At 58.5% G+C, this 21,397-nt stretch carries 16 protein-coding genes; 10 read left to right on the forward strand and 6 right to left on the reverse strand.

All coding sequences use genetic code 11. The features are described 5' to 3' along the window. The first annotated feature begins 118 nt into the window (after positions 1 to 118). From GSQ70_RS07135 to urtE, 9 genes are all read left to right on the forward strand, one after another. Positions 119 to 2,827, forward strand: coding sequence for a cation-transporting P-type ATPase (locus tag GSQ70_RS07135; protein WP_158781907.1), 2,709 nt, complete (start codon positions 119 to 121; stop codon positions 2,825 to 2,827). 277 nt (positions 2,828 to 3,104) lie between these two features. Then, the gene (atzF, locus tag GSQ70_RS07140; RefSeq protein ID WP_158781908.1) at positions 3,105 to 4,907 is read left to right on the forward strand and encodes an allophanate hydrolase; all 1,803 of its coding nucleotides are present in this window, start codon (positions 3,105 to 3,107) and stop codon (positions 4,905 to 4,907) included. Next, positions 4,900 to 8,517 carry an urea carboxylase gene (gene uca / locus GSQ70_RS07145; protein WP_158781909.1) on the forward strand — a complete coding sequence of 1,206 codons (3,618 nt, stop codon included), beginning with the start codon at positions 4,900 to 4,902 and terminating at the stop codon, positions 8,515 to 8,517. The genes atzF and uca overlap by 8 nt, the downstream gene beginning before the upstream one ends. Positions 8,518 to 8,527: 10 nt before the next feature. After that, positions 8,528 to 9,238, forward strand: coding sequence for a GntR family transcriptional regulator (locus GSQ70_RS07150; RefSeq protein WP_158781910.1), 711 nt, complete (start codon positions 8,528 to 8,530; stop codon positions 9,236 to 9,238). 25 nt (positions 9,239 to 9,263) lie between these two features. Continuing rightward, the gene (gene urtA, locus GSQ70_RS07155) at positions 9,264 to 10,532 is read left to right on the forward strand and encodes an urea ABC transporter substrate-binding protein (protein WP_158781911.1); all 1,269 of its coding nucleotides are present in this window, start codon (positions 9,264 to 9,266) and stop codon (positions 10,530 to 10,532) included. Positions 10,533 to 10,615: 83 nt separating this feature from the next. Then, the gene (gene urtB / locus GSQ70_RS07160; protein ID WP_199257231.1) at positions 10,616 to 12,190 is read left to right on the forward strand and encodes an urea ABC transporter permease subunit UrtB; all 1,575 of its coding nucleotides are present in this window, start codon (positions 10,616 to 10,618) and stop codon (positions 12,188 to 12,190) included. Continuing rightward, a complete protein-coding gene (urtC, locus tag GSQ70_RS07165; protein WP_158781912.1) occupies positions 12,190 to 13,266 on the forward strand; it encodes an urea ABC transporter permease subunit UrtC in 1,077 nt (358 codons plus the stop codon). The genes urtB and urtC overlap by 1 nt, the downstream gene beginning before the upstream one ends. Next, positions 13,259 to 14,050, forward strand: coding sequence for an urea ABC transporter ATP-binding protein UrtD (gene urtD / locus GSQ70_RS07170; RefSeq protein WP_158781913.1), 792 nt, complete (start codon positions 13,259 to 13,261; stop codon positions 14,048 to 14,050). Before urtC ends, urtD begins: the two co-directional genes overlap by 8 nt. A 1-nt stretch (position 14,051) precedes the next feature. Then, complete coding sequence (urtE, locus tag GSQ70_RS07175) at positions 14,052 to 14,750, forward strand: urea ABC transporter ATP-binding subunit UrtE (RefSeq protein WP_158781914.1); 699 nt, start codon at positions 14,052 to 14,054, stop codon at positions 14,748 to 14,750. Positions 14,751 to 14,801: 51 nt separating this feature from the next. Here urtE and GSQ70_RS07180 read toward each other — a convergent pair whose 3' ends face one another. Genes GSQ70_RS07180 through leuC form a run of 4 tightly spaced genes read right to left on the reverse strand, consistent with a single transcriptional unit; the run spans position 14,802 to position 18,784 of the window. Next, on the reverse strand, positions 14,802 to 15,770 hold the full coding sequence (locus GSQ70_RS07180) for a LysR substrate-binding domain-containing protein (RefSeq protein ID WP_158781915.1): 969 nt from the start codon (positions 15,768 to 15,770) through the stop codon (positions 14,802 to 14,804). 31 nt (positions 15,771 to 15,801) lie between these two features. After that, a complete protein-coding gene (locus GSQ70_RS07185) occupies positions 15,802 to 16,716 on the reverse strand; it encodes an alpha/beta fold hydrolase (protein ID WP_158781916.1) in 915 nt (304 codons plus the stop codon). A 15-nt stretch (positions 16,717 to 16,731) separates the two neighbouring features. Next, complete coding sequence (gene leuD / locus GSQ70_RS07190) at positions 16,732 to 17,361, reverse strand: 3-isopropylmalate dehydratase small subunit (protein ID WP_158781917.1); 630 nt, start codon at positions 17,359 to 17,361, stop codon at positions 16,732 to 16,734. Then, complete coding sequence (gene leuC, locus GSQ70_RS07195) at positions 17,348 to 18,784, reverse strand: 3-isopropylmalate dehydratase large subunit (RefSeq protein ID WP_158781918.1); 1,437 nt, start codon at positions 18,782 to 18,784, stop codon at positions 17,348 to 17,350. Before leuC ends, leuD begins: the two co-directional genes overlap by 14 nt. Before the next feature lie 118 nt (positions 18,785 to 18,902). On the opposite strand from leuC, the gene GSQ70_RS07200 reads away from it, so the two are divergent. Further along, positions 18,903 to 19,061, forward strand: coding sequence for a hypothetical protein (locus tag GSQ70_RS07200; RefSeq protein WP_158781919.1), 159 nt, complete (start codon positions 18,903 to 18,905; stop codon positions 19,059 to 19,061). Here GSQ70_RS07200 and GSQ70_RS07205 read toward each other — a convergent pair. Further along, entirely contained in the window at positions 19,050 to 20,066 is a 1,017-nt protein-coding gene (locus tag GSQ70_RS07205; protein ID WP_158781920.1) for an aldose 1-epimerase family protein, read from the reverse strand. The two genes, GSQ70_RS07200 and GSQ70_RS07205, sit on opposite strands and share 12 nt — an antisense overlap. Next, positions 20,063 to 21,388 (reverse strand): L-fucose:H+ symporter permease, encoded by a 1,326-nt coding sequence (gene fucP / locus GSQ70_RS07210; RefSeq protein ID WP_158781921.1) that lies wholly within the window; start codon positions 21,386 to 21,388, stop codon positions 20,063 to 20,065. The genes GSQ70_RS07205 and fucP overlap by 4 nt, the downstream gene beginning before the upstream one ends. Positions 21,389 to 21,397: the final 9 nt, after the last annotated feature.

Here is a 21,397-nt window from a genome sequence, read left to right on the forward strand (position 1 = left end):
GCATATTGCAGAATGTTTCCGAAAAAAGAGTGGTTCGGATCAATAAGCTCATATCAGGCTTCCTTCAGCATAGCCTCCCTTAGCAAACATTCTAAACAACTCACCTGAAGGAATATCTATGTCGCGATTACCTCCAGCCTCTTCCCGTCAGAAAACTGCCGTAGCCTGGTACCGGTACGATACTGCAACGGTACTGAAGAGATTGACCAGCGCTCAAGCGGGATTATCCGTGGAAGAAGCGCAAAAACGCCTGGCCGAAGATGGCCCAAACCAGCTGCCACAGCGTGAAGGCAAAAGCGCACTTATGCGCTTTCTGGCCCATTTCAACGATGTGCTGATCTACGTTTTGCTGGCTGCCGCAGTGCTGACCGGCATAATGGGACACTGGGTGGATACCGCGGTGATCCTTGGCGTGGCGGTGATTAATTCACTGATTGGCTTTGTGCAGGAAAACAACGCCGAAAAGTCACTGAAAAGCATTGAAAATATGCTGCCTGCCCAGACACAGGTGATGCGTGGCGGTCAGATTCAGACTATTGAAGCCAGCGAACTGGTGGTGGGAGATATTGTGACCCTGCGGGCTGGCGACCGTATCCCGGCCGATTTACGCCTGATTGAGGCGCACAATCTGCGGGTGGAAGAAGCCATTCTGACCGGCGAATCCACCGCGGTGACCAAGCAAACCGGTGAGATCGCAGCTGAGGTGATGATTGGCGATCGCGATAACCTCGCCTTCTCCGGTACCACCGTCAGCGCAGGCAGCGCCACCGGCGTGGTGATTGCCACCGGCGGTGATACCGAGCTGGGGAAAATCAACCATATGATGGCGGATATCCAGCCGCTGCGCACGCCGCTGCTGGTGCAAATGGACAAGCTGGGCCACGCGATTTTCCTGATCATTCTGGCGATGATGGCCGCGCTGTTTGTCTTTAGTCTGCTGCTGCGCGATATGCCTATGGGCGAACTGCTGCTGTCGCTGATTGGGCTGGCGGTAGCTTCCGTACCGGAAGGTCTGCCTGCCATCATCTCCATTATTCTCTCCCTCGGCGTACAGGCAATGGCGCGTAAGCGGGCGATTATCCGCAAGCTGCCAACCGTGGAAACGCTTGGCGCGATGACCGTGGTGTGCAGTGACAAGACCGGCACGCTGACCATGAATGAGATGACGGTAAAAGCCGTGCTGCTGGCTGGTAACAACGTGCGGGTGGAAGGCAACAGCTATCGCCCTGAAGGCCGGTTTCTCAGTGAAGAGGGGCAGCACCCTGTTGATGTGGCATCCAGCCCTCTGCTGGCCCGCTTCCTGCGTAACGTTGATCTGTGCAATGAAAGCACCATGATTCAGGACGCTCAGGGGCACTGGGGCATTACCGGGGGTCCGACTGCCGGTGCGCTGAAAGTGCTGGCGGCGAAGGGGCATCTGCCCGAAGAACAGATCCGCCTGATTGATAAAATTCCTTTCGATTCGGCCTGGAAATATATGGCAACCCACCACCAGATTGGTGGCGAGCAGCAAATTTTAGTGACCGGTGCGCCAGACGTGCTGCTGAAGCTGTGTGGATCACAGATGACAGCAACAGGCAGCGAACCGCTCGATCAGCAGCACTGGGAAGATGAGATTGCCCGCTTCGCCCGTGAAGGGCTGCGTATGGTCGCCAGCGCCTTTAAACCGGTGGATGACAGCCAGCCTGCGCTGACCCACCAGTGCCTTGAAAGCGGCCTGATCTTCTGCGGGATTGCTGCAATGATGGACCCACCGCGTCCGGAAGCCGTGGCGGCAATTGCTGACTGCCATCGTGCCGGTATCCGCGTGAAAATGATCACCGGTGACCATCAGGAAACCGCCATGGCCATCGGCAGAATGCTTGGGATCGGCGACGGTCGCAACGCGCTGACCGGCTATCAGCTGGAGCACATGACGGACAGTGAACTGGCCGATGCGGCGATCCGCTACGACATCTTTGCCCGTACCAGCCCGCAGCATAAACTGCGCCTGGTGAAAGCGCTGCAGGATAAAGGTGAAGTGGTTGGCATGACCGGTGACGGCGTTAACGATGCGCCTGCCCTGAAGCAGGCCGATGTCGGCATCGCGATGGGCATCAAGGGTACCGAGGTGACCAAAGAAGCCGCCGATATGGTGCTGACCGATGACAACTTCGCCACCATCGCCAACGCGGTGAAAGAAGGCCGTCGCGTTTACGATAACCTGAAAAAAACCATCCTGTTTATCATGCCAACCAACCTGGCGCAGGGTCTGCTGATCGTGATTGCCATGCTGATGGGCAACCTGCTGCCACTGACGCCGGTGCAGATCCTGTGGATGAACATGGCGACCTCCGCCACGCTCTCGTTCGGGCTGGCCTTTGAGAAAGCCGACAAAAACGTCATGCGCAGGAAACCGCGTGATGCCAAACGGCACGTGATGGATGGCTATGCCATCTGGCGCGTGGGCTTTGTGGGAAGCCTGATTGCGGTCAGCGCCTTTATGCTGGAAGCCTGGCTGCAGCCTCGCGGCTACAGCGCGGAATTTATCCGCACCGTGCTGCTGCAAACGCTGGTGACCGCGCAGTGGGTGTACATGCTGAACTGCCGTGATACTGAGAGCTTCTCGCTGAGCCGTGGCCTGCTGCAGAACCGCGGGATCTGGCTGGTCAGCGGCGTGCTGGTACTGCTGCAGCTGGCGATAATCTATCTGCCATTTATGAATACGCTGTTTGGCACCGTGCCGCTGCCGCTGACCTTCTGGCTGGTGCCGCTGGCTGTAGCTGCCGTGCTGTTCCTGATTGTCGAGATTGAGAAACCGCTGACCCGTAAGTGGCGCAAATCGTAATCCAGTGAAATCAGGGCGAACAGTCGCTCCTTCAACAGATTGTTTTCACGGGCGGAACTCTTTCCGCCCGTTTCAACAATTTGCCCAGGTCGTCATGCAGTATCTGTCCCGCGCGTTCAAAAAATTCCCCTGCCCCATTTTTGTTCACTCCCTGCCCATCCATCGTGCACCTCAGCACCCTTTCAGAATAAAAATCATTTATTTACATATACCTGCTCAGATGGCACAACTTTTGCTCAATTGAATTCAATCTTGTATACCAGATGGAATTCAACCTATGGCTTTGACCACCGGCTTCACCCTGAACGACTGGCAGCAGCACCATCAGCAGCATCCTCAGGATGTGCTGGCTACGCTGGAGTCGCTGCTGTCCGGTTTATCCACTGCGGATAATGCCTGGCTGTACCTCGCTACCCCGGCCCAGCTGCGCGCTCAGCTGGAACCCCTGCTGGCGGTCTGGCAGCAAAATCCGGCCTCGCTGCCGCTGTTCGGCGTGCCGTTCGCGGTCAAGGACAACATTGATGTGGCGGGATGGCCGACCACCGCAGCATGCCCGGCCTTTGCCTATGAAGCCGAAGCCGACGCCACCGCAGTGGCTAATCTCAAGGCAGCCGGTGCCGTGGTGATCGGTAAAACCAATCTCGATCAGTTCGCTACCGGCCTGGTCGGCACCCGCTCGCCGTTTGGTGCGGTGCAAAACACCTTTGATCCTGCGTATGTCAGCGGCGGCTCCAGCTCAGGCTCGGCTTCCGTGACCGCCCGTGGCCTGGTGTGTTTTGCGCTGGGAACCGACACTGCAGGCTCCGGCCGCGTGCCTGCCGGATTCAACAATATCGTTGGCCTGAAACCAACCAAAGGCTGGCTCTCCGCCACCGGCGTGGTTCCGGCCTGCCGCCTGAACGACACCATTTCCCTCTTTGCCCTGACAGTGGAAGATGCGTTCCTCGCTGCCACCTGCGCCGGAGGCTATGACGCCAGCGATGCCTACTCCCGCGCGAATCCAGGCCTGGCTCCGGCGGCCCTGCCCGCTGCGCCGAAGCTGGCGATCCCGGCTTACCCGACCTTCTTTGACGATGCGCAGGCTGAAGCCGCGTGGGAAAAATCACTGACCGCGTTGCAGGCAGGAGGGGCCACGCTACATCCGATAGATTTCTCGATCTTCCACCAGCTGGCTGAACAACTTTATTACGGCCCGTGGGTGGCTGAACGTACCGTCGCCGTCGGCGAGATGCTGGATCGCAAAGACGAGATGGATCCGGTGGTGTACGGCATCGTCGCCAGCGGGAAAAACTACAGCGCCGTGGATGCTTATAAAGCGGAATATCTGCGGGCAGAACTGAGCCGCCAGATCCAGCAAATCCTCAGCCAGTTTGATGCACTGGTTGTCCCGACCTCTCCCACCATCCACACGCTGGAAGAGATGAAACAGGAGCCGGTTCGCTACAACTCGCAGTTCGGCACCTATACCAACTTCACCAACCTGGCCGATTTGTCCGCGCTGGCACTGCCCGGCCCGTTCCGCGAGGATGGCCTGCCAGCCGGGATCACCCTGATCGCCCCAGCCTGGTATGACCGTGCACTGGCGGCCTTCGGCCAGAAATGGCAGGCCCGTCAGGCCCTGAGCCTCGGTGCAACCGGCAATGCTCAGCCTGCCAGCCACGCCTCTTTGCCAGCCTCGCCGCTGCATGTTCGCGTGGCCGTCGTTGGCGCTCATCTGACCGGGATGCCGCTCAACCACCAGCTGACCACCCGCAATGCGGTACTGGTTGAAGAGACCAAAACCGCCGCCTGCTATCGCCTCTACGCGCTGGCGAATACCAAACCGCCCAAACCGGGCCTGGTAAAAGGCAGCGACGGCGCGTCGATCATCGTTGAGCTGTGGGATATCCCGCTGGCACGCTTCGGCGAGTTCGTGGCAGAGATCCCTTCCCCGCTGGGTATTGGCACGCTGGAGCTGGCCGATGGCCGCCTGGTGAAAGGCTTTATCTGTGAACCTGCAGTGCTTCCCGATGCGACCGACATCACTGATTTTGGCGGCTGGCGTAACTGGCTGACCCGCAAGGAGACCCCGAATGTTTAATATCGTCCTGATTGCCAACCGTGGCGAAATTGCCTGCCGTGCAATTCGCACCCTCAAGCGACTGGGCGTCACCAGCGTGGCGGTTTATTCCGATGCGGATAAAAATGCCCAGCACGTCAAAGATGCGGACATTGCCATTGCGCTGGGCGGCGAGAAAGCCACTGACAGCTATCTGCGCATCGATAAAATTCTTGCCGCAGCGAAAGAAACTGGCGCACAGGCCATCTGGCCAGGCTACGGTTTTCTCTCCGAGAGCCTGCCGTTTGCTGCCGCCTGTGAAGAAGCCGGGATCGCCTTTGTCGGCCCCACTGCGCATCAGATCGGCGAGTTTGGCCTGAAGCACCGCGCCCGTGAACTGGCCGCCGCCGCAGGCGTGCCAATGACGCCGGGTACAGCACTGCTCGACTCGCTGGAAGAAGCACTGAGCGCCGCAGACAGAATTGGCTACCCGGTGATGCTGAAAAGCACCGCTGGCGGCGGCGGTATAGGCCTGACACGTTGTGCAGATGCTGATGCACTGCGCAGCGCCTGGGAAAGCGTCCGCCGCCTTGGCGAACAGTTCTTCAGCGATGCTGGCGTATTCCTGGAGCGCTGCATCGATCGTGCCCGCCACGTTGAGGTGCAGATCTTTGGCGACGGCAAAGGCAAAGTAATCGCTCCTGGCGAACGCGACTGCTCCCTGCAGCGTCGCAATCAGAAAGTGGTGGAAGAAACACCTGCCCCGAACCTGCCGGAAAGCACCCGCGCTGCGCTGCTGGAATCTGCGGTTAAGCTGGGCGAACTGGTCAGCTACCGCAGCGCCGGTACGGTTGAATACATCTATGATGCTGAGCGCGATGAGTTCTTCTTCCTGGAAGTGAATACCCGTTTGCAGGTTGAGCATCCGGTCACGGAATGCGTCACCGGGCTGGACCTGGTGGAGTGCATGCTGCGCGTGGCGGCAGGTGATGAGCTGGACTGGACGCGCATGGTGCAGGCTCCGCAGGGTGCCTCGATTGAAGTGCGTATCTACGCCGAAGATCCGCTGAAAAACTTTCAGCCCAGCCCCGGCGTGCTGACCGAGGTCTGCTTCCCGGAAAACGTGCGGGTGGATGGCTGGATCTCCACCGGCACCGAAGTGTCGGCCTTCTACGATCCGATGATCGCCAAACTGATCGTCCATGCGGAAAACCGCGAAGCCGCGCTGGCAAAAATGGCCCAGGCGCTGAGTGAAACACGCCTGCACGGCATCGCCACCAACCTTGATTATCTGCGTCAGATAGTGGCAACTGAAACCTTCCGCAGCGGCAAAGTCTGGACGCGGATGCTGGACAGCTTCACCCCGGCTTCTGCAGTAGTCGAAGTGCTGCAGCCCGGCACCTGGAGCAGCATTCAGGATTACCCGGGTCGTCTGGGGTACTGGGATATCGGCGTGCCGCCTTCCGGCCCGATGGATGACTTTGCCTTCCGGCTGGCGAACCGCATCGTCGGCAACGCCGAAGAGGCCGCCGGGCTGGAATTCACGTTGCAGGGGCCGACGCTGCGCTTCCACAGCGACACAATTATCTCCCTGACCGGGGCTGAATGCCCGGCCACGCTGGATGGCGAACCGGTCAGTTACTGGCAGCCAGTCTCAGTGAAAGCAGGACAAACCCTGACGCTGGGCCGTGCTCAGATGGGTTGCCGCACTTATCTGGCGGTGCGCAACGGCTTTGACGTGCCGGAATACCTCGGCAGCCGCTCGACCTTTGCCCTCGGCCAGTTTGGTGGCCATGCCGGTCGCACTCTGCGCGTGGCGGACATGCTGGCGATCTCTCAACCTGAACTGGCGGCCTGCACCACTCCGGCTCCGGTCAGCGAACCGCAGGCTGTGGATGCCTCGCTGATCCCGGCCTACAGCGACGAATGGAGCATTGGCGTGCTGTACGGGCCGCACGGTGCACCGGATTTCTTCACCCAGGAATCCATCGACGAATTCTTTACCAGTGAGTGGCAGGTCCACTACAACTCCAACCGCCTGGGCGTGCGCCTGGCAGGGCCAAAACCGAGCTGGACCCGCGCCAACGGCGGCGAGGCCGGTTTGCACCCTTCCAACGTTCACGACTGTGAATACGCGATTGGCGCGGTGAACTTTACCGGCGACTTCCCGGTGATCCTCACCCGTGACGGACCAAGCCTGGGTGGCTTCGTCTGCCCGGTCACTATCGCCAAAGCCGAACTGTGGAAAGTCGGCCAGGTCAAACCAGGCGACCGCATCCGCTTCCATCCGGTCAGTTTTGATGAAGCACACGCGCTGGAAAAAGTGCAGGCACAGAGCGTTCAGACGCTGCATGGTGCGGTGAAACCTCTCTTTGAAGTGCCGTCGCTGGCGGAAACAGACCACGGTTCCGCCACCGTGCTGGCCGCGCTCAAAGCTACCGCGTTCACCCCGACGGCGGTTTACCGTCAGGCAGGCGACAACTACATCCTGATGGAATACGGCGACAACGTGCTGGATCTGGCACTGCGCCTGCGTGTCCATCTGCTGATGACCGCGCTGCGCGAAACCGGCCAGCCGGGCATTGAAGAGCTGTCGCCAGGCGTCCGCTCGCTGCAAATCCGCTACGACAGCCGGATCCTCAGCCAGAAACAGCTGCTGACCCTGCTGCTGGAACTGGAAAAAAACCTCGGCGACGTCAGTCAGATGAAAGTGCCTTCGCGCATTGTCCATATGCCGATGGCCTTTGAAGACAGCGCCACGCTGGGTGCGGTTGAACGTTACAAAGAAACCGTCCGGGCCAGCGCTCCCTGGCTGCCAAATAACGTCGACTTTATCCAGCGCATCAACGGACTGGCCACTCGCGAAGAAGTTCGCCAGACCATTTTTGATGCCAGCTATTTGATCCTCGGTCTGGGCGATGTTTATCTGGGCGCACCTTGTGCGGTTCCGATCGATCCACGCCATCGCCTGCTCAGCTCCAAATACAACCCGGCGCGGACCTTCACTGCGGAAGGCACTGTCGGCATCGGCGGCATGTACATGTGTATTTACGGCATGGACTCTCCGGGTGGCTATCAGCTGGTGGGCCGCACGCTGCCAATCTGGAACAAATTCCTGAAAAACGAGCAGTTCGCCGCTAACGAACCCTGGCTGCTGCACTTCTTCGATCAGGTGCGCTTCTACCCGGTGAGCGAAGCCGAGCTGGACGTGCTGCGCGAAGATTTCCGCGAAGGCCGCGCCACCATCACCATTGAAGAGACGGTGTTTGATTTTGCTGAGCATAAGCAGTTCCTCAGTGACAATGCCGCCGCTATTGCCGATTTCCGTCAGAACCAGGCCACCGCCTTCGAAGCGGAAGTGGCGCTGTGGGCGCTGGAAGAGGAAGGCGCGCCGCTGACCAGTGAAGAGAACCTGCTGCCAGCGGAAGAGGATGAAAGCGCGCTACAGGTCAGCGCAGATCTGAACGGCAACATCTGGAAAGTGCTGGTCAGGCCGGGCGATGAAGTGGTCGCCGGGCAGCCGGTGATCATCGTTGAAGCGATGAAGATGGAGCTGGCAATCCATGCGCCGCAGGCTGGCCGCGTGAAGCGCATCGGCTGCCAGCCAGGCCGTCCGGTCAGCCCTGGCGACGCGCTGCTGTGGCTGGAATAAAGAGGTGAGCATGCAGGAGCTTTACGCCCGACGTAGCAAGGGCCGTCCGGAAGCGCTGGCGGAAAAGGTCTACCAGACCATTAAAAACGACATCTTCGACTTTCGCCTGATGCCGGGCGACCGCTTCAGCGAAAGCGAGATGGCGGAACGCATGGATGTCAGCCGCACCCCGGTGCGACAGGCGCTGTTCTGGCTGGAGCGTGAAGGCTACGTCGAGGTGTGGTTCCGCAGCGGCTGGCAGGTGCGCCAGTTCGACTTCGAGTATTTCGAGGAGTTGTATGACCTGCGTATTGTGCTGGAGTGCGAGGCGGTTCGCCGCCTCTGCGCCATGCCAGCCGGACGAGCCAGCGATCTGCTCAGCGAACTGAAACGCTTCTGGATGGATGATCTCCGGCTGCAGGATGGCAAAGCCGTTTCCCTGCACGACGAGGCCTTCCATATGGCGATAGTCGCGGCGGCAGGCAACAGCGAAATGGCCCACATCCATGCCGAACTGACCGAAAAAATTCGCATCATCCGTCGCCTCGACTTTACCCGTGAGGACCGGATCGAAGCGACATACAACGAACACGCCCGAATTTTGCAGGCGGTATCACAACAACAAAGCGAGGAGGCACAGCTGATTCTGACCGCCCATATCTCCGTCAGTAAGGCCGAGGTCAGAAAGATCACATTACACAGGCTGCAGCAGGCAAGACTTCAACCGGATTCACCCACATAATTCAACGATATCAGGGGTTCGCCAGATGAAAAGACGTTCATTACTGAAGGTATTTGCACTTTCGGCAACGGTTATGAGTATGGGTTTAGCGTGGGGTGCGCAGGCGGCGGACACCATTAAAGTCGGCATCTTATCCTCGCTTTCCGGCACCATGGCCATCTCGGAAACGCCGCTGAAAGACGTGGCGCTGATGACCATTGACGAGATCAACGCCAGGGGCGGCGTGCTGGGGAAAAAGCTGGAACCGGTGGTGGTCGATCCGGCGTCCAACTGGCCGCTGTTTGCCGAAAAAGCCCGCCAGCTGCTGACTCAGGACAAAGCGGCCGTGGTGTTTGGCTGCTGGACTTCGGTCTCCCGTAAATCCGTGCTGCCGGTGTTTGAAGAACTGAACGGCCTGCTGTTCTATCCGGTGCAGTATGAAGGTGAAGAGATGTCGCCTAACGTGTTCTATACCGGCGCTGCCCCTAACCAGCAGGCGATCCCGGCGGTGGAATACCTGATGAGCGAAGACGGCGGCAGCGCGAAACGCTTCTTTCTGCTGGGTACCGACTACGTTTATCCACGCACCACCAACAAAATCCTGCGTGCTTTCCTGCACGCCAAAGGCGTGAAGGAAAGTGATATTGAAGAAATCTACACGCCGTTTGGCTACAGCGATTACCAGACCATCGTCTCCAACATCAAGAAATTCTCGGCCGGGGGTAAAACTGCAGTGATCTCTACCATCAACGGCGACTCTAACGTGCCGTTCTATAAAGAACTGGCTAACCAGGGCATTAAAGCCACCGACGTGCCGGTTGTTGCCTTCTCGGTGGGAGAAGAAGAGCTGCGCGGCATCGACACCAAACCGCTGGTCGGCAACCTGGCGGCCTGGAACTACTTTGAATCTGTCGACAACCCGGTTAACAAGAAGTTTGTAGCGGATTACCGTGCCTGGGCCAAAGCGCACAACCTGCCTAACTACACTACTGCGGTGACCAACGACCCGATGGAAGCGACCTATGTCGGCATCCATATGTGGGCGCAGGCGGTAGAGAAAGCAGGCACTACCGACGTGGACAAAGTGCGTGCGGCAATGGCCGGACAGACTTTCAAAGCACCGGACGGCTTTACCCTGACCATGGATCAGACCAACCATCACCTGCATAAGCCGGTAATGATTGGCGAAATCGAAGACAATGGTCAGTTCAACGTGGTGTGGCAGACGGATAAACCAGTGCGTGCGCAGCCGTGGAGCCCTTACATTCCGGGCAACGACAAGAAACCCGATCACCCTGTTAAATCAACGCAATAACCTTTAAGGGCGGGATTTTTCCCGCTCCTGCGCGGGGCGTGTCGTGCGCTCCGCATCCCAATCCTGACATGATGGGCATTGCGATGATAATACGTCGACTTTTTACGCTCTTACTTTCGCTGTGCCTGCTGGTGCCTCTGTCCGCCCTTGCCGGGCCTGCAGCGGATTTCTCTACCGCCAGCCGGACAGATCAGATCAAACTTTTGCAGGCATGGGCCGCCGCGCCGGATGCCGCACGCCTTCCTTTCCTGCAGGCACTGCATCAGGAAAATGTGGTGCTGGATGAAAACAAACAGCCGTTCAGCGAGGCGGATGGCAAGCTGACGCCGCTCGACAACGTGGAAAAACCGGCTGGTGACACCAAAAAGCTGTTTATGAACAACCGACTGCGAGTGCTGATTGCCACCACGCTGGCCGCCCATCAGCTGGTCAGTAATACCGTCGCGATCCGTCTGAGCGCCGCCCGTGAGCTGCAAAACGACGCGCAGGCCGATCAGTTGCCGCTGCTGACTCAGCGTCTGGCCGCCGAAAAAGACAGCGGCGTGCATGCGGTACTGGCTCAGGCCGTGGCCGGATTGCAGATCGGTGATGCCGACCCGCAGGTGCGGCTGAAGGCAGTGAAACTGCTGGGTGAAACCAGCGATCCACAGACTCAGGCCGCGCTTAACCGCCTGACTCAACCTCAAAACGAACCGGATGCCGGAGTGCGCGCCGCCGCCGTCGACAGCCTGAAACAGATTAAACAGCGGCTGATGCTGGGCGATCTGCTTGGTCAGGCGTTTACCGGCCTGTCGCTGGGCTCGGTGCTGCTGCTGGCCGCTCTGGGACTGGCGATCACTTACGGCCTGCTGGGCGTGATTAACATGGCGCACGGCGAGATGCTGATGCTCGGCGCTTACTCCACGTGGATGGTGCAGACGCTGTTCCAGCGCTTCGCTCCGGAGTGGCTTGCATTCTATCCGCTGCTGGCGCTGCCGGTGGCTTTTCTGGTCACCGCCGCGATTGGGATGGCGCTGGAAAGAACCATTATCCGCCACCTGTATGGCCGCCCGCTGGAAACACTGCTGGCAACCTGGGGGATCAGCCTGATGCTGATCCAGCTGGTGCGGGTGCTGTTCGGCGCGCAGAACCTGGAGGTCGCCAACCCGCCGTGGCTGTCAGGCGGGTTGCAGGTGCTGCCAAACCTGGTGCTGCCGTACAATCGTATTGCGGTAATCCTGTTCGTGTTTGGTGTGCTGCTCCTCACCTGGTTGCTGCTGAATAAAACCCGGCTGGGAATGAACGTGCGGGCCGTCACGCAAAACCGCGCGATGGCTGACTGCTGCGGCGTGCCAACCGGGCGGGTGGATATGCTGGCCTTCGGGCTGGGTTCCGGCATCGCCGGGCTGGGCGGCGTGGCGCTGTCGCAGTTGGGCAACGTCGGCCCGGAGCTGGGCCAGGGCTACATTATCGACTCCTTCCTGGTGGTGGTCACCGGGGGTGTCGGACAGCTGGCCGGAACGGTGGTCGCCGCTTTCGGGCTGGGCATTCTGAACAAAGTGCTGGAACCGCAAATCGGTGCGGTGCTCGGCAAGATTCTGATCCTGGTGCTGATCGTTCTGTTTATTCAGAAACGCCCCCAGGGCCTGTTTGCCTTCAAAGGGAGGGTGATTGACTGATGGCACAACCCATGACGCTCACCCTGGCGCAAAAAGCGCCGCGCCTGAGTCTCGGCCTCGGCCTGCTGGCCCTGCTGATCCTTCTGGTGCTGCCCTTTCTCGCGCTGCTGCCTGTGGATAACCCGCTGGCGATGTCGATCTATACCCTGACGCTGATCGGCAAAATCCTCTGCTATGCCATCGTCGCCGTGGCGCTGGATCTGGTATGGGGCTATGCCGGGCTGCTGTCGCTCGGGCACGGCCTGTTCTTCGCGCTGGGCGGCTATGCGATGGGGATGTATCTGATGCGCCAGGCCGCCGGAGACGGGCTGCCCGCCTTTATGTCCTTTCTGTCATGGGACCACCTGCCGTGGTTCTGGGCAGGAACGCAGCACTTTGCATGGGCATTATGCCTGATTGTACTGGTGCCGGGCGTACTGGCGCTGGTGTTTGGCTGGTTTGCCTTCCGCTCGAAAATCAAAGGGGTCTATTTCTCGATCATGACCCAGGCGCTGACCTATGCCGGGATGCTGCTGTTCTTTCGCAATGAAACCGGCTTTGGCGGCAACAACGGCTTTACCGGCTTCACCACTTTGCTCGGCTTCCCGGTGACCGCCCCCAGCACCCGCATCGGGCTGTTCGTCGCCACCGTGTTGCTGCTGGTCGCCAGCCTCGGGATTGGTTTTGCGCTGGCCCGCAGTAAGTTTGGCCGGGTGCTGACCGCCGTGCGCGATGCCGAGAATCGCCTGATGTTCTGCGGCTACGATCCGAAAGGCTTCAAGCTGTTCGTCTGGACGCTGTCAGCGATGCTTTGTGGGCTGGCCGGGGCGCTGTATGTGCCGCAGGTCGGCATTATCAACCCCAGCGAGATGTCACCCACCAACTCCATTGAGGCGGCAATCTGGGTCGCTCTCGGTGGACGCGGCACGCTGATTGGTCCGCTGCTCGGTGCCGGGATCGTTAACGGGGCCAAAAGCTGGTTTACCGTGGCTTTCCCTGAATACTGGCTGTTTTTCCTGGGCCTGATGTTTATCCTCGTGACGCTGTTTTTACCACGGGGCGTGATTGGCCTGCTCCGCCGGAGGAAGCATGACTGAGCAACTTTTTACGCAGCCCCATCCGGCGGACCGCCATCGCCAACAGACAGATCCGGTGTTGCAGCTGGAAAACATCAACGTCTCTTTTGATGGCTTTAAGGCGCTGACCAACCTGTCGCTGCAAATCGGCGTTGGCGAACTGCGCTGTGTTATCGGGCCAAACGGCGCGGGTAAGACCACGCTGATGGATGTGATCACCGGGAAAACCAGGCCGGATAATGGCCGGGTGTTTTACGATCAGAGCACCGATCTCACCACCCTTTCGCCGGTGGAAATTGCCCGCATCGGCATTGGCCGCAAATTTCAGAAGCCGACGGTGTTTGAAGCCCTGACGGTATTTGAGAATCTGGAGATTGCGCTGAAAACCGACAAATCGGTGTGGGCCTGCCTGCGCAGCAAGCTGAACGGCGAGCAGCAGGACCGCATTGATGAGGTGCTGAAACTGCTGCGGCTGGGCGCGGAACGTCATCGTCCGGCAGGCCTGCTGTCACACGGGCAGAAGCAGTTTCTGGAAATCGGCATGCTGCTGGTGCAGGACCCGCATCTGCTGCTGCTGGATGAACCGGCAGCGGGCATGACCGATGCGGAAACCGACTACACCGCCGAGTTGTTCCGTAGCCTGGCAGGCCAGCACTCGCTAATGGTGGTGGAGCATGACATGGGTTTTGTCGAAACCATCGCCGACCACGTCACGGTGCTGCATCAGGGCCAGGTGCTGGCGGAAGGTTCGCTGCGCGAAGTGCAGGCTAACGAGCAGGTTATCGACGTTTATCTGGGACGCTGATATGTTACAAGTATCTGAACTGAATCAATATTATGGTGGCAGCCACATCCTGCGCGGCCTCTCATTTGACGCGAAGCCCGGCGAGATCACCTGCCTGCTGGGCCGTAACGGCGTGGGCAAAACCACGCTGCTGAAATGCCTGATGGGGCTGATCCCGGCAAAGTCCGGTACCATTCGCTGGCAGGATAAAACCCTCAACGGGCGTAAACCGCACCAGCGGGTGCAGGCCGGGATTGCCTATGTTCCTCAGGGGCGCGAGATTTTTCCCCGGCTGACGGTGGAAGAAAACCTGCTGATGGGACTGGCACGGTTTTCAGGTTCGCAGGCCAGGCAGGTGCCGGAAGAGATTTACCAGCTGTTTCCGGTGCTTAAAGAGATGAAACAGCGGCGCGGGGGCGATCTTTCAGGTGGGCAACAGCAGCAGCTGGCGATTGGCCGTGCGCTGGCGTGCAAGCCACAGTTGCTGATCCTGGATGAACCGACGGAAGGGATCCAGCCGTCGGTGATCAAAGAGATTGGTGCGGTGATCCGCCAGCTCGCCCAGCGAGGCGATATGGCGATCCTGCTGGTTGAACAGTTTTATGATTTTGCCGCCGAGCTGGCCGACAGTTATCTGGTGATGTCGCGCGGCGAAATCGTCCAGCGCGGTCGTGGGGAAAGCATGGAGGCAGACGGCGTCCGGGGTCTGGTGGCGATTTAAGTCAGAAGCCAGGGTTTATCCTCACGACCCTGGTCCTCATTAACGGACAGCTCAGCGTGCCTGCCCCGTTACGCCTGCCTCCGGCAGGCGTTTGGCAAAATAGTCGCTCAGGAAATCAATGCAGGTTTTAATCCGCAGGGAGCTGGATGAGCGTTGCGTATAAACCGCCCAGATATTCGCTTCCTGATACCACTCGGGTAACAGCTGGACCAGCTCGCCGCTTTGCACATATTTTGCCACGTCCCAGGCCGAACGAAGCACAATGCCGTGTCCCCGCAACGCCCAGGCCAGCACCACGCTGCCGCTGTTGGAGGAGTGGCGGCTGTTGACGCGACACAGAATATTCTCCCTGCCATTAGTGAGCGCCCAGTGACCATAAGCCGAGCTTCTTTCCTGGATAATCAGGCATTCGTGACGGCCAAGTTCGTCTGCATTCGCAGGCGTTCCGGCTCGCTGCAGATAGTCCGGCGACGCGCATAATATCCGCCGGTTCGCTGCCAGCCGCCTGGCAATGTAGAGGTCTTTGATGTCATCCCCTACCAGAATTTCTATATCTACGCCCTCATCGATGAGATCCACCTCCCTGTCGCTGAGCACCAGCTTCACGTTGAGTCCCGGGTGCAGCAGCATCAGTTCTGACAGGGCCTGCGACAGGTATTCGTGGCCAAAGCCGAACGAGCAGCTGAGGATAATATTACCGGTCAGCTCGCCGCGCAGCCCGTTGAGATCGCTGACAAAATCCCCCACGCTGCCGACAATCTGCACCGCTCCTTCCAGCGCCTTCTCGCCTTCCGGTGTGAGCCGCATAATGCGGTTATTGCGAAAAAAAAGCCGGGTGCCCAGCCGTTTCTCCAGAGTGGCAATACGCTTGCTGATGTAAGAGGGAGAGAGGCCTAATTCCAGCGCCGCTCTGGCGAACCCGCCATTGCGGGCCACCGTGACAAAAACATGCAGATCTTCAATCGAAGGCCAGCCCGCCACTGGCTGAAGGTGGTTTTTTCCTGCTGGGGTGCTCTTCATAGTCGCCGGAAACAGAGTGGATAATAGGGTTTTATAACACTGTTTTCAGGAATGGCTGAAGTTTATGCAGGAAGAGTTCGGGGATCTCTTCCTGCGGAGAGTGTCCGCAGGGCAGTGCTTCACCCTGAATGTTGAGGGCTTTATCACGCCAGGTCGCCAGCACATCGTAAAGCTGTCCGACGGTTCCCAGTTCGCCCCACAGCAGTAACAAAGGACACTGAATGCGCTTATCCTGATCCTCCGCATCATCCTGCAAGTCAGTCGTGGCTGCCGCCCGATAGTCTTCACAGACAGCGTGGATCATCTCCGGCTGCTGATAGCAGCGCAGATATTCGCTGAAAATCTCCTCTGACATTGCCCCGGGCGTTTTTAACTGGCCGTTTATATGCTTGCGCAAAAAAAATGCCGGGTCGTGCTGAATCAGCGTTTCGGGGACTGGCGCAGGCTGGATCAGCAGGAACCACCAGAAATAGCGCGTGGCAAACGCCTGATCCGTTAACGCATACATGGTTGCTGTCGGCGCAATATCGATGAAGGTGCAACAGGATACGCACTGCGGGTGATCCAGGGCCAGCCGGTGCCCCACCCTCGCGCCCCGGTCGTGCCCCACAAAAGCAAAAGTCGGGTAGCCCAGCGCGGCCATCAGTAACACGCAATCTTGTGCCATAACCCGTTTTGAATAGGGCCGGTGTTGCTCATCGCTGGCAGGTTTATCACTGTCGCCATATCCCCGCAGATCGGCCATGATAACGGTGTGATTTTTTGCCAGCTCCGGCGCGATTTTACGCCAGGTCAGATGGTTTTGCGGATGGCCGTGGAGCAGCAGCAGCGGCGGGCCTTCACCTCCCACCGCGACTCTGAGGGTAATGCCGTTCGCCAGACTAACGTCTTTCAGGCTGAATCCGGGAACAAAGGAGGAAACGCCTCGTTCGGTAATAGCACTCATGCGATCCTTCCTTCGTTAACGGCGAGGGTTGAGCGTCGGGCGTTTCAGCCAGGGCTTCCCGGCATAATGCCGCGCTTCGAACTGCTCAATGTCGGCAAGATATTGCCCTGTCCAGCCGATAGCATCTTCGCCGCCTGACAGCATTGCCCGCTTCAGCGCACTGACGGAAAACACCAGCGTCGCCGCACCTGCGGTGATTTCTCCTTTCTCCAGCGAAACGGTAATCGTATTGCTGTCCGGGTTCGCGACCAACTGGCTCAGGCGCTCATAAGCCCCCTCGTCCAGCGAGACGGTGAGCACGCCATTCTTCTGACAGTTATCGTCAAAAATCCCGGCAAAGCTGGTGCCGATCAGTGCGCGGATCCCCAACTGCCTTAATCCCCAGACCGCATGTTCCCGGCTGGAACCACAGCCGAAATTGGGGCCAACCAGCAAAAAGGTTGCCCCCTGCCAGCCGGGCTGATTCAGAATGAAGTCGGCGTTCAGCTCACCTTCCGCAGTAAAACGGCGGTCGAAAAACACCCCTTTATCCAGCCCCTGACGATCGATTCCTTTCAGGAACTGCTTGGGCATAATGACATCGGTGTCGATGTTCGCGTCCGGCAGCGGCGCGACCACGCCGGAAACCTGTTTAAATGACTCCATTTTTTCCTCCGGTATTCAGTACGGTACGCACATCTTCAAGATGGCCACTGATGGCGGCTGCCGCGACCATCGCCGGGCTCATCAGGTGAGTTCTCGCCCCGACGCCCTGCCGACCGGGGAAGTTGCGGTTGGTTCCTGAAGCACAGCGATCGCCGGGCGCAAGCACATCTTCATTCATTGCCAGACACATTGAGCATCCCGACTGACGCCACTCAAAACCGGCGTTGATAAACTGCAGCGCCAGCCCTTCTTCTTCGGCCTGACGACGAACCTGCGACGATCCCGGCACAATGATGCCCCTGACGTGACTGGCAATTTTGCGGCCCTGGATCACCGCCGCAGCCGAACGCAGATCTTCAATACGGCCATTGGTGCAGGATCCAATAAATGCATGGGTGATCTGAATATCACGAAGCGGCGTTCCGGCCGTCAGTCCCATGTACTGCAACGCCTTACGGATCGCCTGCTGTTTAGCCGGGTTGGATTCTTTTTCCGGATCGGGGACGGATCCGGAGATGGTGGTCGTTTGATCCGGGCTGATCCCCCAGGTGACTTTGGGTTCCAGCTCGCTACAGTCTATCTGCACCGTTTTATCAAATACGGCGTCCGGGTCGCTGCGTAGCGTTGCCCATTCGCTGAGCGCCTGCTGCCACAGCTCGCCTACCGGCATCTGCGGTTTGCCTGCAATGTAGTCAAAGACTTTCTGGTCTGGCGCGATAATTGCGCCACGCGCTCCGGCTTCCACGGCCATATTGCAGAGCGTCATTCGCCCTTCCATGCTCAGGGCGCTAATCGCCTCGCCATCAAATTCAATCGCATAGCCGGTGGCACCCGACGCGCCGATTCGTTCCAGCAGTTCGAGGATGATATCTTTGGCCGAACAGGCATAGGGCAACTCGCCCCTGACCGTCACCAGCAGCGTTTTCAGCTTGCGGTAGACCAGTGTTTGCGTGGCCAGTAAATGCTCAATTTCTGAAGTGCCAATCCCAAATCCCAGCGCACCAAAAGCGCCGTAGGTGGTGGTATGGCTGTCCCCAGCGGCAATCACCATGCCCGGCATCACCATGCCCTGTTCATGGGCGACCACGTGCTCAATGCCCTGTCGGGGATCCAGTACGTCAAAGAGTTCGATGCCAAAATCAGCGGCGTTCTGCCTGAAATAATCCACCTGCAGCTGCCCGCCTTCATCAGTCATCTCTGCGTCACGTTCGGGTCTGGTGGGGTTCACGTGGTCGACATTGAGCAAGATGGTTGCCGGGTGACGGACAACCCGCCCGCTCTCTCTCAGCCCGCTGAAAGCCTGCGGGCTGGTATATTCGTTGAGGATCGAGCGATCGATATAGAGCAGAACATGGCCTTCATCGTCCAGCTCACGGACCACGTGCGACTCAATTAATTTCTCATACAGCGTTTTATTCGACATAGCGGCTATCCAGTATGATCAATTTCAAAAGGGATGATTCAGGGGGGCTGTGATGATTTATTCGTCAGATTATGACATGGAATTTTTGCGGCATTGATGCCATTCGGGAAAGGAGTCAGTGACGAAATGTGCATATTCCAGCGATATGCGTCGGGTACGCTGGCTTCGCTGTTTCAGGCAACTGGACGGGAAAGAGTGGCGATTACGGGTGGAGCTGGTCTGCCTGCTAAAGGAGATGGCGGAAACACCCGCCACCTTATCGACGCTACTCGATTAATCCGGTTTCCACGCAGAACTGCCTCTGCTCGCCGGACTCCAGCGAGATCAGCGTTCCCGCCTGCTTCGCGGCATTAAATCCTTCCGGACGGCAGGTGGCTGGTAAAACGAAAGCGGCAACCTGCTGGTCGGCATTGTGCAGGATCCAGCGCGTGGCATAGTTGAACTGGGCGGTATCAAAAATGGTGCTGAAACCGTAGCCCTCCGGAGAGTGCAGCTGAAACTCCGCTTTGCTGCCGTACTGCGCCAGATTATCGGCAAAGAAGACGATTTCCGGATCGTACATCTCCGGCCGGTTCAGCCCGTCGAACGCCTGAGGCGAAGCCTGCAGCTGGCGGGTATAATCCAGCCAGTTTGGCGTGGGATGGACATGCCCGGGAATCGACGTGCGCAGTTGGAAAGCACTGTCCGGGATGCTCTGGCTGAAGGTGCCGTTCTCCACATACGCATAATTCATATGGCACATATACTGCAACGGCATCGCGCTGCCGGAGAGGTTGCTCACCACCATCTCTATACGTAACCGTGGCCGCCCCGCCAGCAGCGTCACGCCAGGTGAAGCACGATAATGGTGCCCAAACCCTTTGATATAATTGGTTTCACCCCGCAGCGCCACGCGGTCATTTTCCAGCTCAACCCAGGCGCTGTCCATGCGTGCACAGGCCATTTCACCGTGCAGAGCATGAGTGTCATCTGCAGCCGGGCAGCCGTTTGCCAGCAGGCCGGAATGGAAGGCAAAGCAGCCGTAAGTGTCGATAATATCCTGACCCGGCAGCGGCTGAGTAAAGCCGTTGCCCATGGTCAGGGTTTGCCCGTCAAACTCCGCATCCCAGATCATCTGCCCATAGAAAGGCAGCACAATCACATGGCCGCGGCTGTTTTCCAGCCGCACGGCTTCAATACCGGCGGGATAGCGAAACAGTTTGACGCTGAAGTCACCGTTTTCCAGCAGCGTGCGCGGCGTGTCGCCGAACAGTGAACGGTGCAGAGGAAGTCGGGTTTTCATCGAGCCTCCTCAGCGAGACGGCCAGTGGCGGCAGGCTGCTTTTTGTGGCGCAGCTCGCCCCAGAAGTAAAAACCGACCCAGGCAAAGCACAGCAGCGAAACGCTAAAGGCCAGCTGCATCGATCCCAGACGGTCAGAAACCAGCCCCTGTAGCGCAGGAACAAATGCAGCCCCAACAATCGCCATGACGATAAAGGCGCCGGCGACTTCGGTGTATTTGTTATCAACGGTCGACAGCGTACCGGCATAGATGGTTGCCCAGCACGGCCCGAACAGCACGCTGACAAACACAGCGGCGTAGACGGCGGTAAAGTTCGGCACCAGCATCACATAGGCCAGCGTGATCACTCCAACCACCGAGTAGGCAATCAGCACCTTCTCAGCCCGGAATCGGGTCATCAGGAAGTTGGCGACGAACTTGCCGATAAAGAAGCAGATAAAGCTGTAAATCATAAAGTTAGAAGCGTAACGCTCGTTAGTTGCGCCCAGGTTCAGCGCAAGGCGGATAGTAAACGACCACACTGCCACCTGCATCCCGACATAGACAAACTGAGCGACAATACCGCGCTTAAAGTGGCGGTTTTTCGCCAGATAGCTGAAGGTTTCTCCCAGCCCTGGCAGCTTTTTCTCCGCGCTCTGCGGCTTGCAGTGCGGATAGCGCGTCAGCAGGAACAGCACCATCACCACCACCAGTACCATCACCAGGTATTTATAGGGTTCCAGCGTGTGCTCCAGCATCGTCAGGCGGAACTGGTGCAACTGTTCGGGATTCATGCCCGCCATCTGGCTGTGCAGGCTGTCGCCATCCTGGAAGACCAGATATTTACCCAACACGATGCCCATCAGCGCACCTATTGGATAGAAGGTCTGGCTGACGTTCAGGCGCAGCGTGGCATGGTCGCGATGACCAATCATCGAGCTGTAGGTATTGGCGGCGGTTTCCAGGAAGCTAAGGCCAATAGCTATAGCGAAGATCGCCGCGAGGAACATGGTGTAAGTCGCCATGTGCGAGGCTGGATAGAACAGCACGCAGCCAGCGATATACAGCGCCAGCCCCAGCAGTATCGCCACCTTGTAACTGGTACTGCGGATCACCAGCGAGGCCGGGATCGCAATCAGGAAGTAGCCACCGTAGAAGGCACTCTGCACCAGGGCACTGGCAAAATCGCTCAGGGCGAAGACACTTTTGAACTGGGTGATCAAAATATCATTCAGGCTGGCGGCGCAGCCCCACAACGGGAACAGGCAGGACAGCAGAATAAACTGGAACAGCGGAGTCTTATTCAGGTAGCCGTCAGGCTGCTGGACAATGTTCTGGTGCATAGCGAATCC

This window comes from Pantoea sp. BAV 3049 (assembly GCF_009765445.1).
Lineage (GTDB): Bacteria > Pseudomonadota > Gammaproteobacteria > Enterobacterales > Enterobacteriaceae > Erwinia.

Excerpts from the sequence above, each read along its gene's own strand:
- GSQ70_RS07135 (WP_158781907.1), top strand. The coding sequence starts at position 119 with ATGTCGCGATTACCTCCAGCCTCTTCCCGTCAGAAAACTGCCGTAGCC.
- atzF (WP_158781908.1), top strand. The coding sequence starts at position 3,105 with ATGGCTTTGACCACCGGCTTCACCCTGAACGACTGGCAGCAGCACCAT.
- uca (WP_158781909.1), top strand. The coding sequence starts at position 4,900 with ATGTTTAATATCGTCCTGATTGCCAACCGTGGCGAAATTGCCTGCCGT.
- GSQ70_RS07150 (WP_158781910.1), top strand. The coding sequence starts at position 8,528 with ATGCAGGAGCTTTACGCCCGACGTAGCAAGGGCCGTCCGGAAGCGCTG.
- urtA (WP_158781911.1), top strand. The coding sequence starts at position 9,264 with ATGAAAAGACGTTCATTACTGAAGGTATTTGCACTTTCGGCAACGGTT.
- urtB (WP_199257231.1), top strand. The coding sequence starts at position 10,616 with ATGATAATACGTCGACTTTTTACGCTCTTACTTTCGCTGTGCCTGCTG.
- urtC (WP_158781912.1), top strand. The coding sequence starts at position 12,190 with ATGGCACAACCCATGACGCTCACCCTGGCGCAAAAAGCGCCGCGCCTG.
- urtD (WP_158781913.1), top strand. The coding sequence starts at position 13,259 with ATGACTGAGCAACTTTTTACGCAGCCCCATCCGGCGGACCGCCATCGC.
- urtE (WP_158781914.1), top strand. The coding sequence starts at position 14,052 with ATGTTACAAGTATCTGAACTGAATCAATATTATGGTGGCAGCCACATC.
- GSQ70_RS07180 (WP_158781915.1), bottom strand. The coding sequence starts at position 15,770 with ATGAAGAGCACCCCAGCAGGAAAAAACCACCTTCAGCCAGTGGCGGGC.
- GSQ70_RS07185 (WP_158781916.1), bottom strand. The coding sequence starts at position 16,716 with ATGAGTGCTATTACCGAACGAGGCGTTTCCTCCTTTGTTCCCGGATTC.
- leuD (WP_158781917.1), bottom strand. The coding sequence starts at position 17,361 with ATGGAGTCATTTAAACAGGTTTCCGGCGTGGTCGCGCCGCTGCCGGAC.
- leuC (WP_158781918.1), bottom strand. The coding sequence starts at position 18,784 with ATGTCGAATAAAACGCTGTATGAGAAATTAATTGAGTCGCACGTGGTC.
- GSQ70_RS07205 (WP_158781920.1), bottom strand. The coding sequence starts at position 20,066 with ATGAAAACCCGACTTCCTCTGCACCGTTCACTGTTCGGCGACACGCCG.
- fucP (WP_158781921.1), bottom strand. The coding sequence starts at position 21,388 with ATGCACCAGAACATTGTCCAGCAGCCTGACGGCTACCTGAATAAGACT.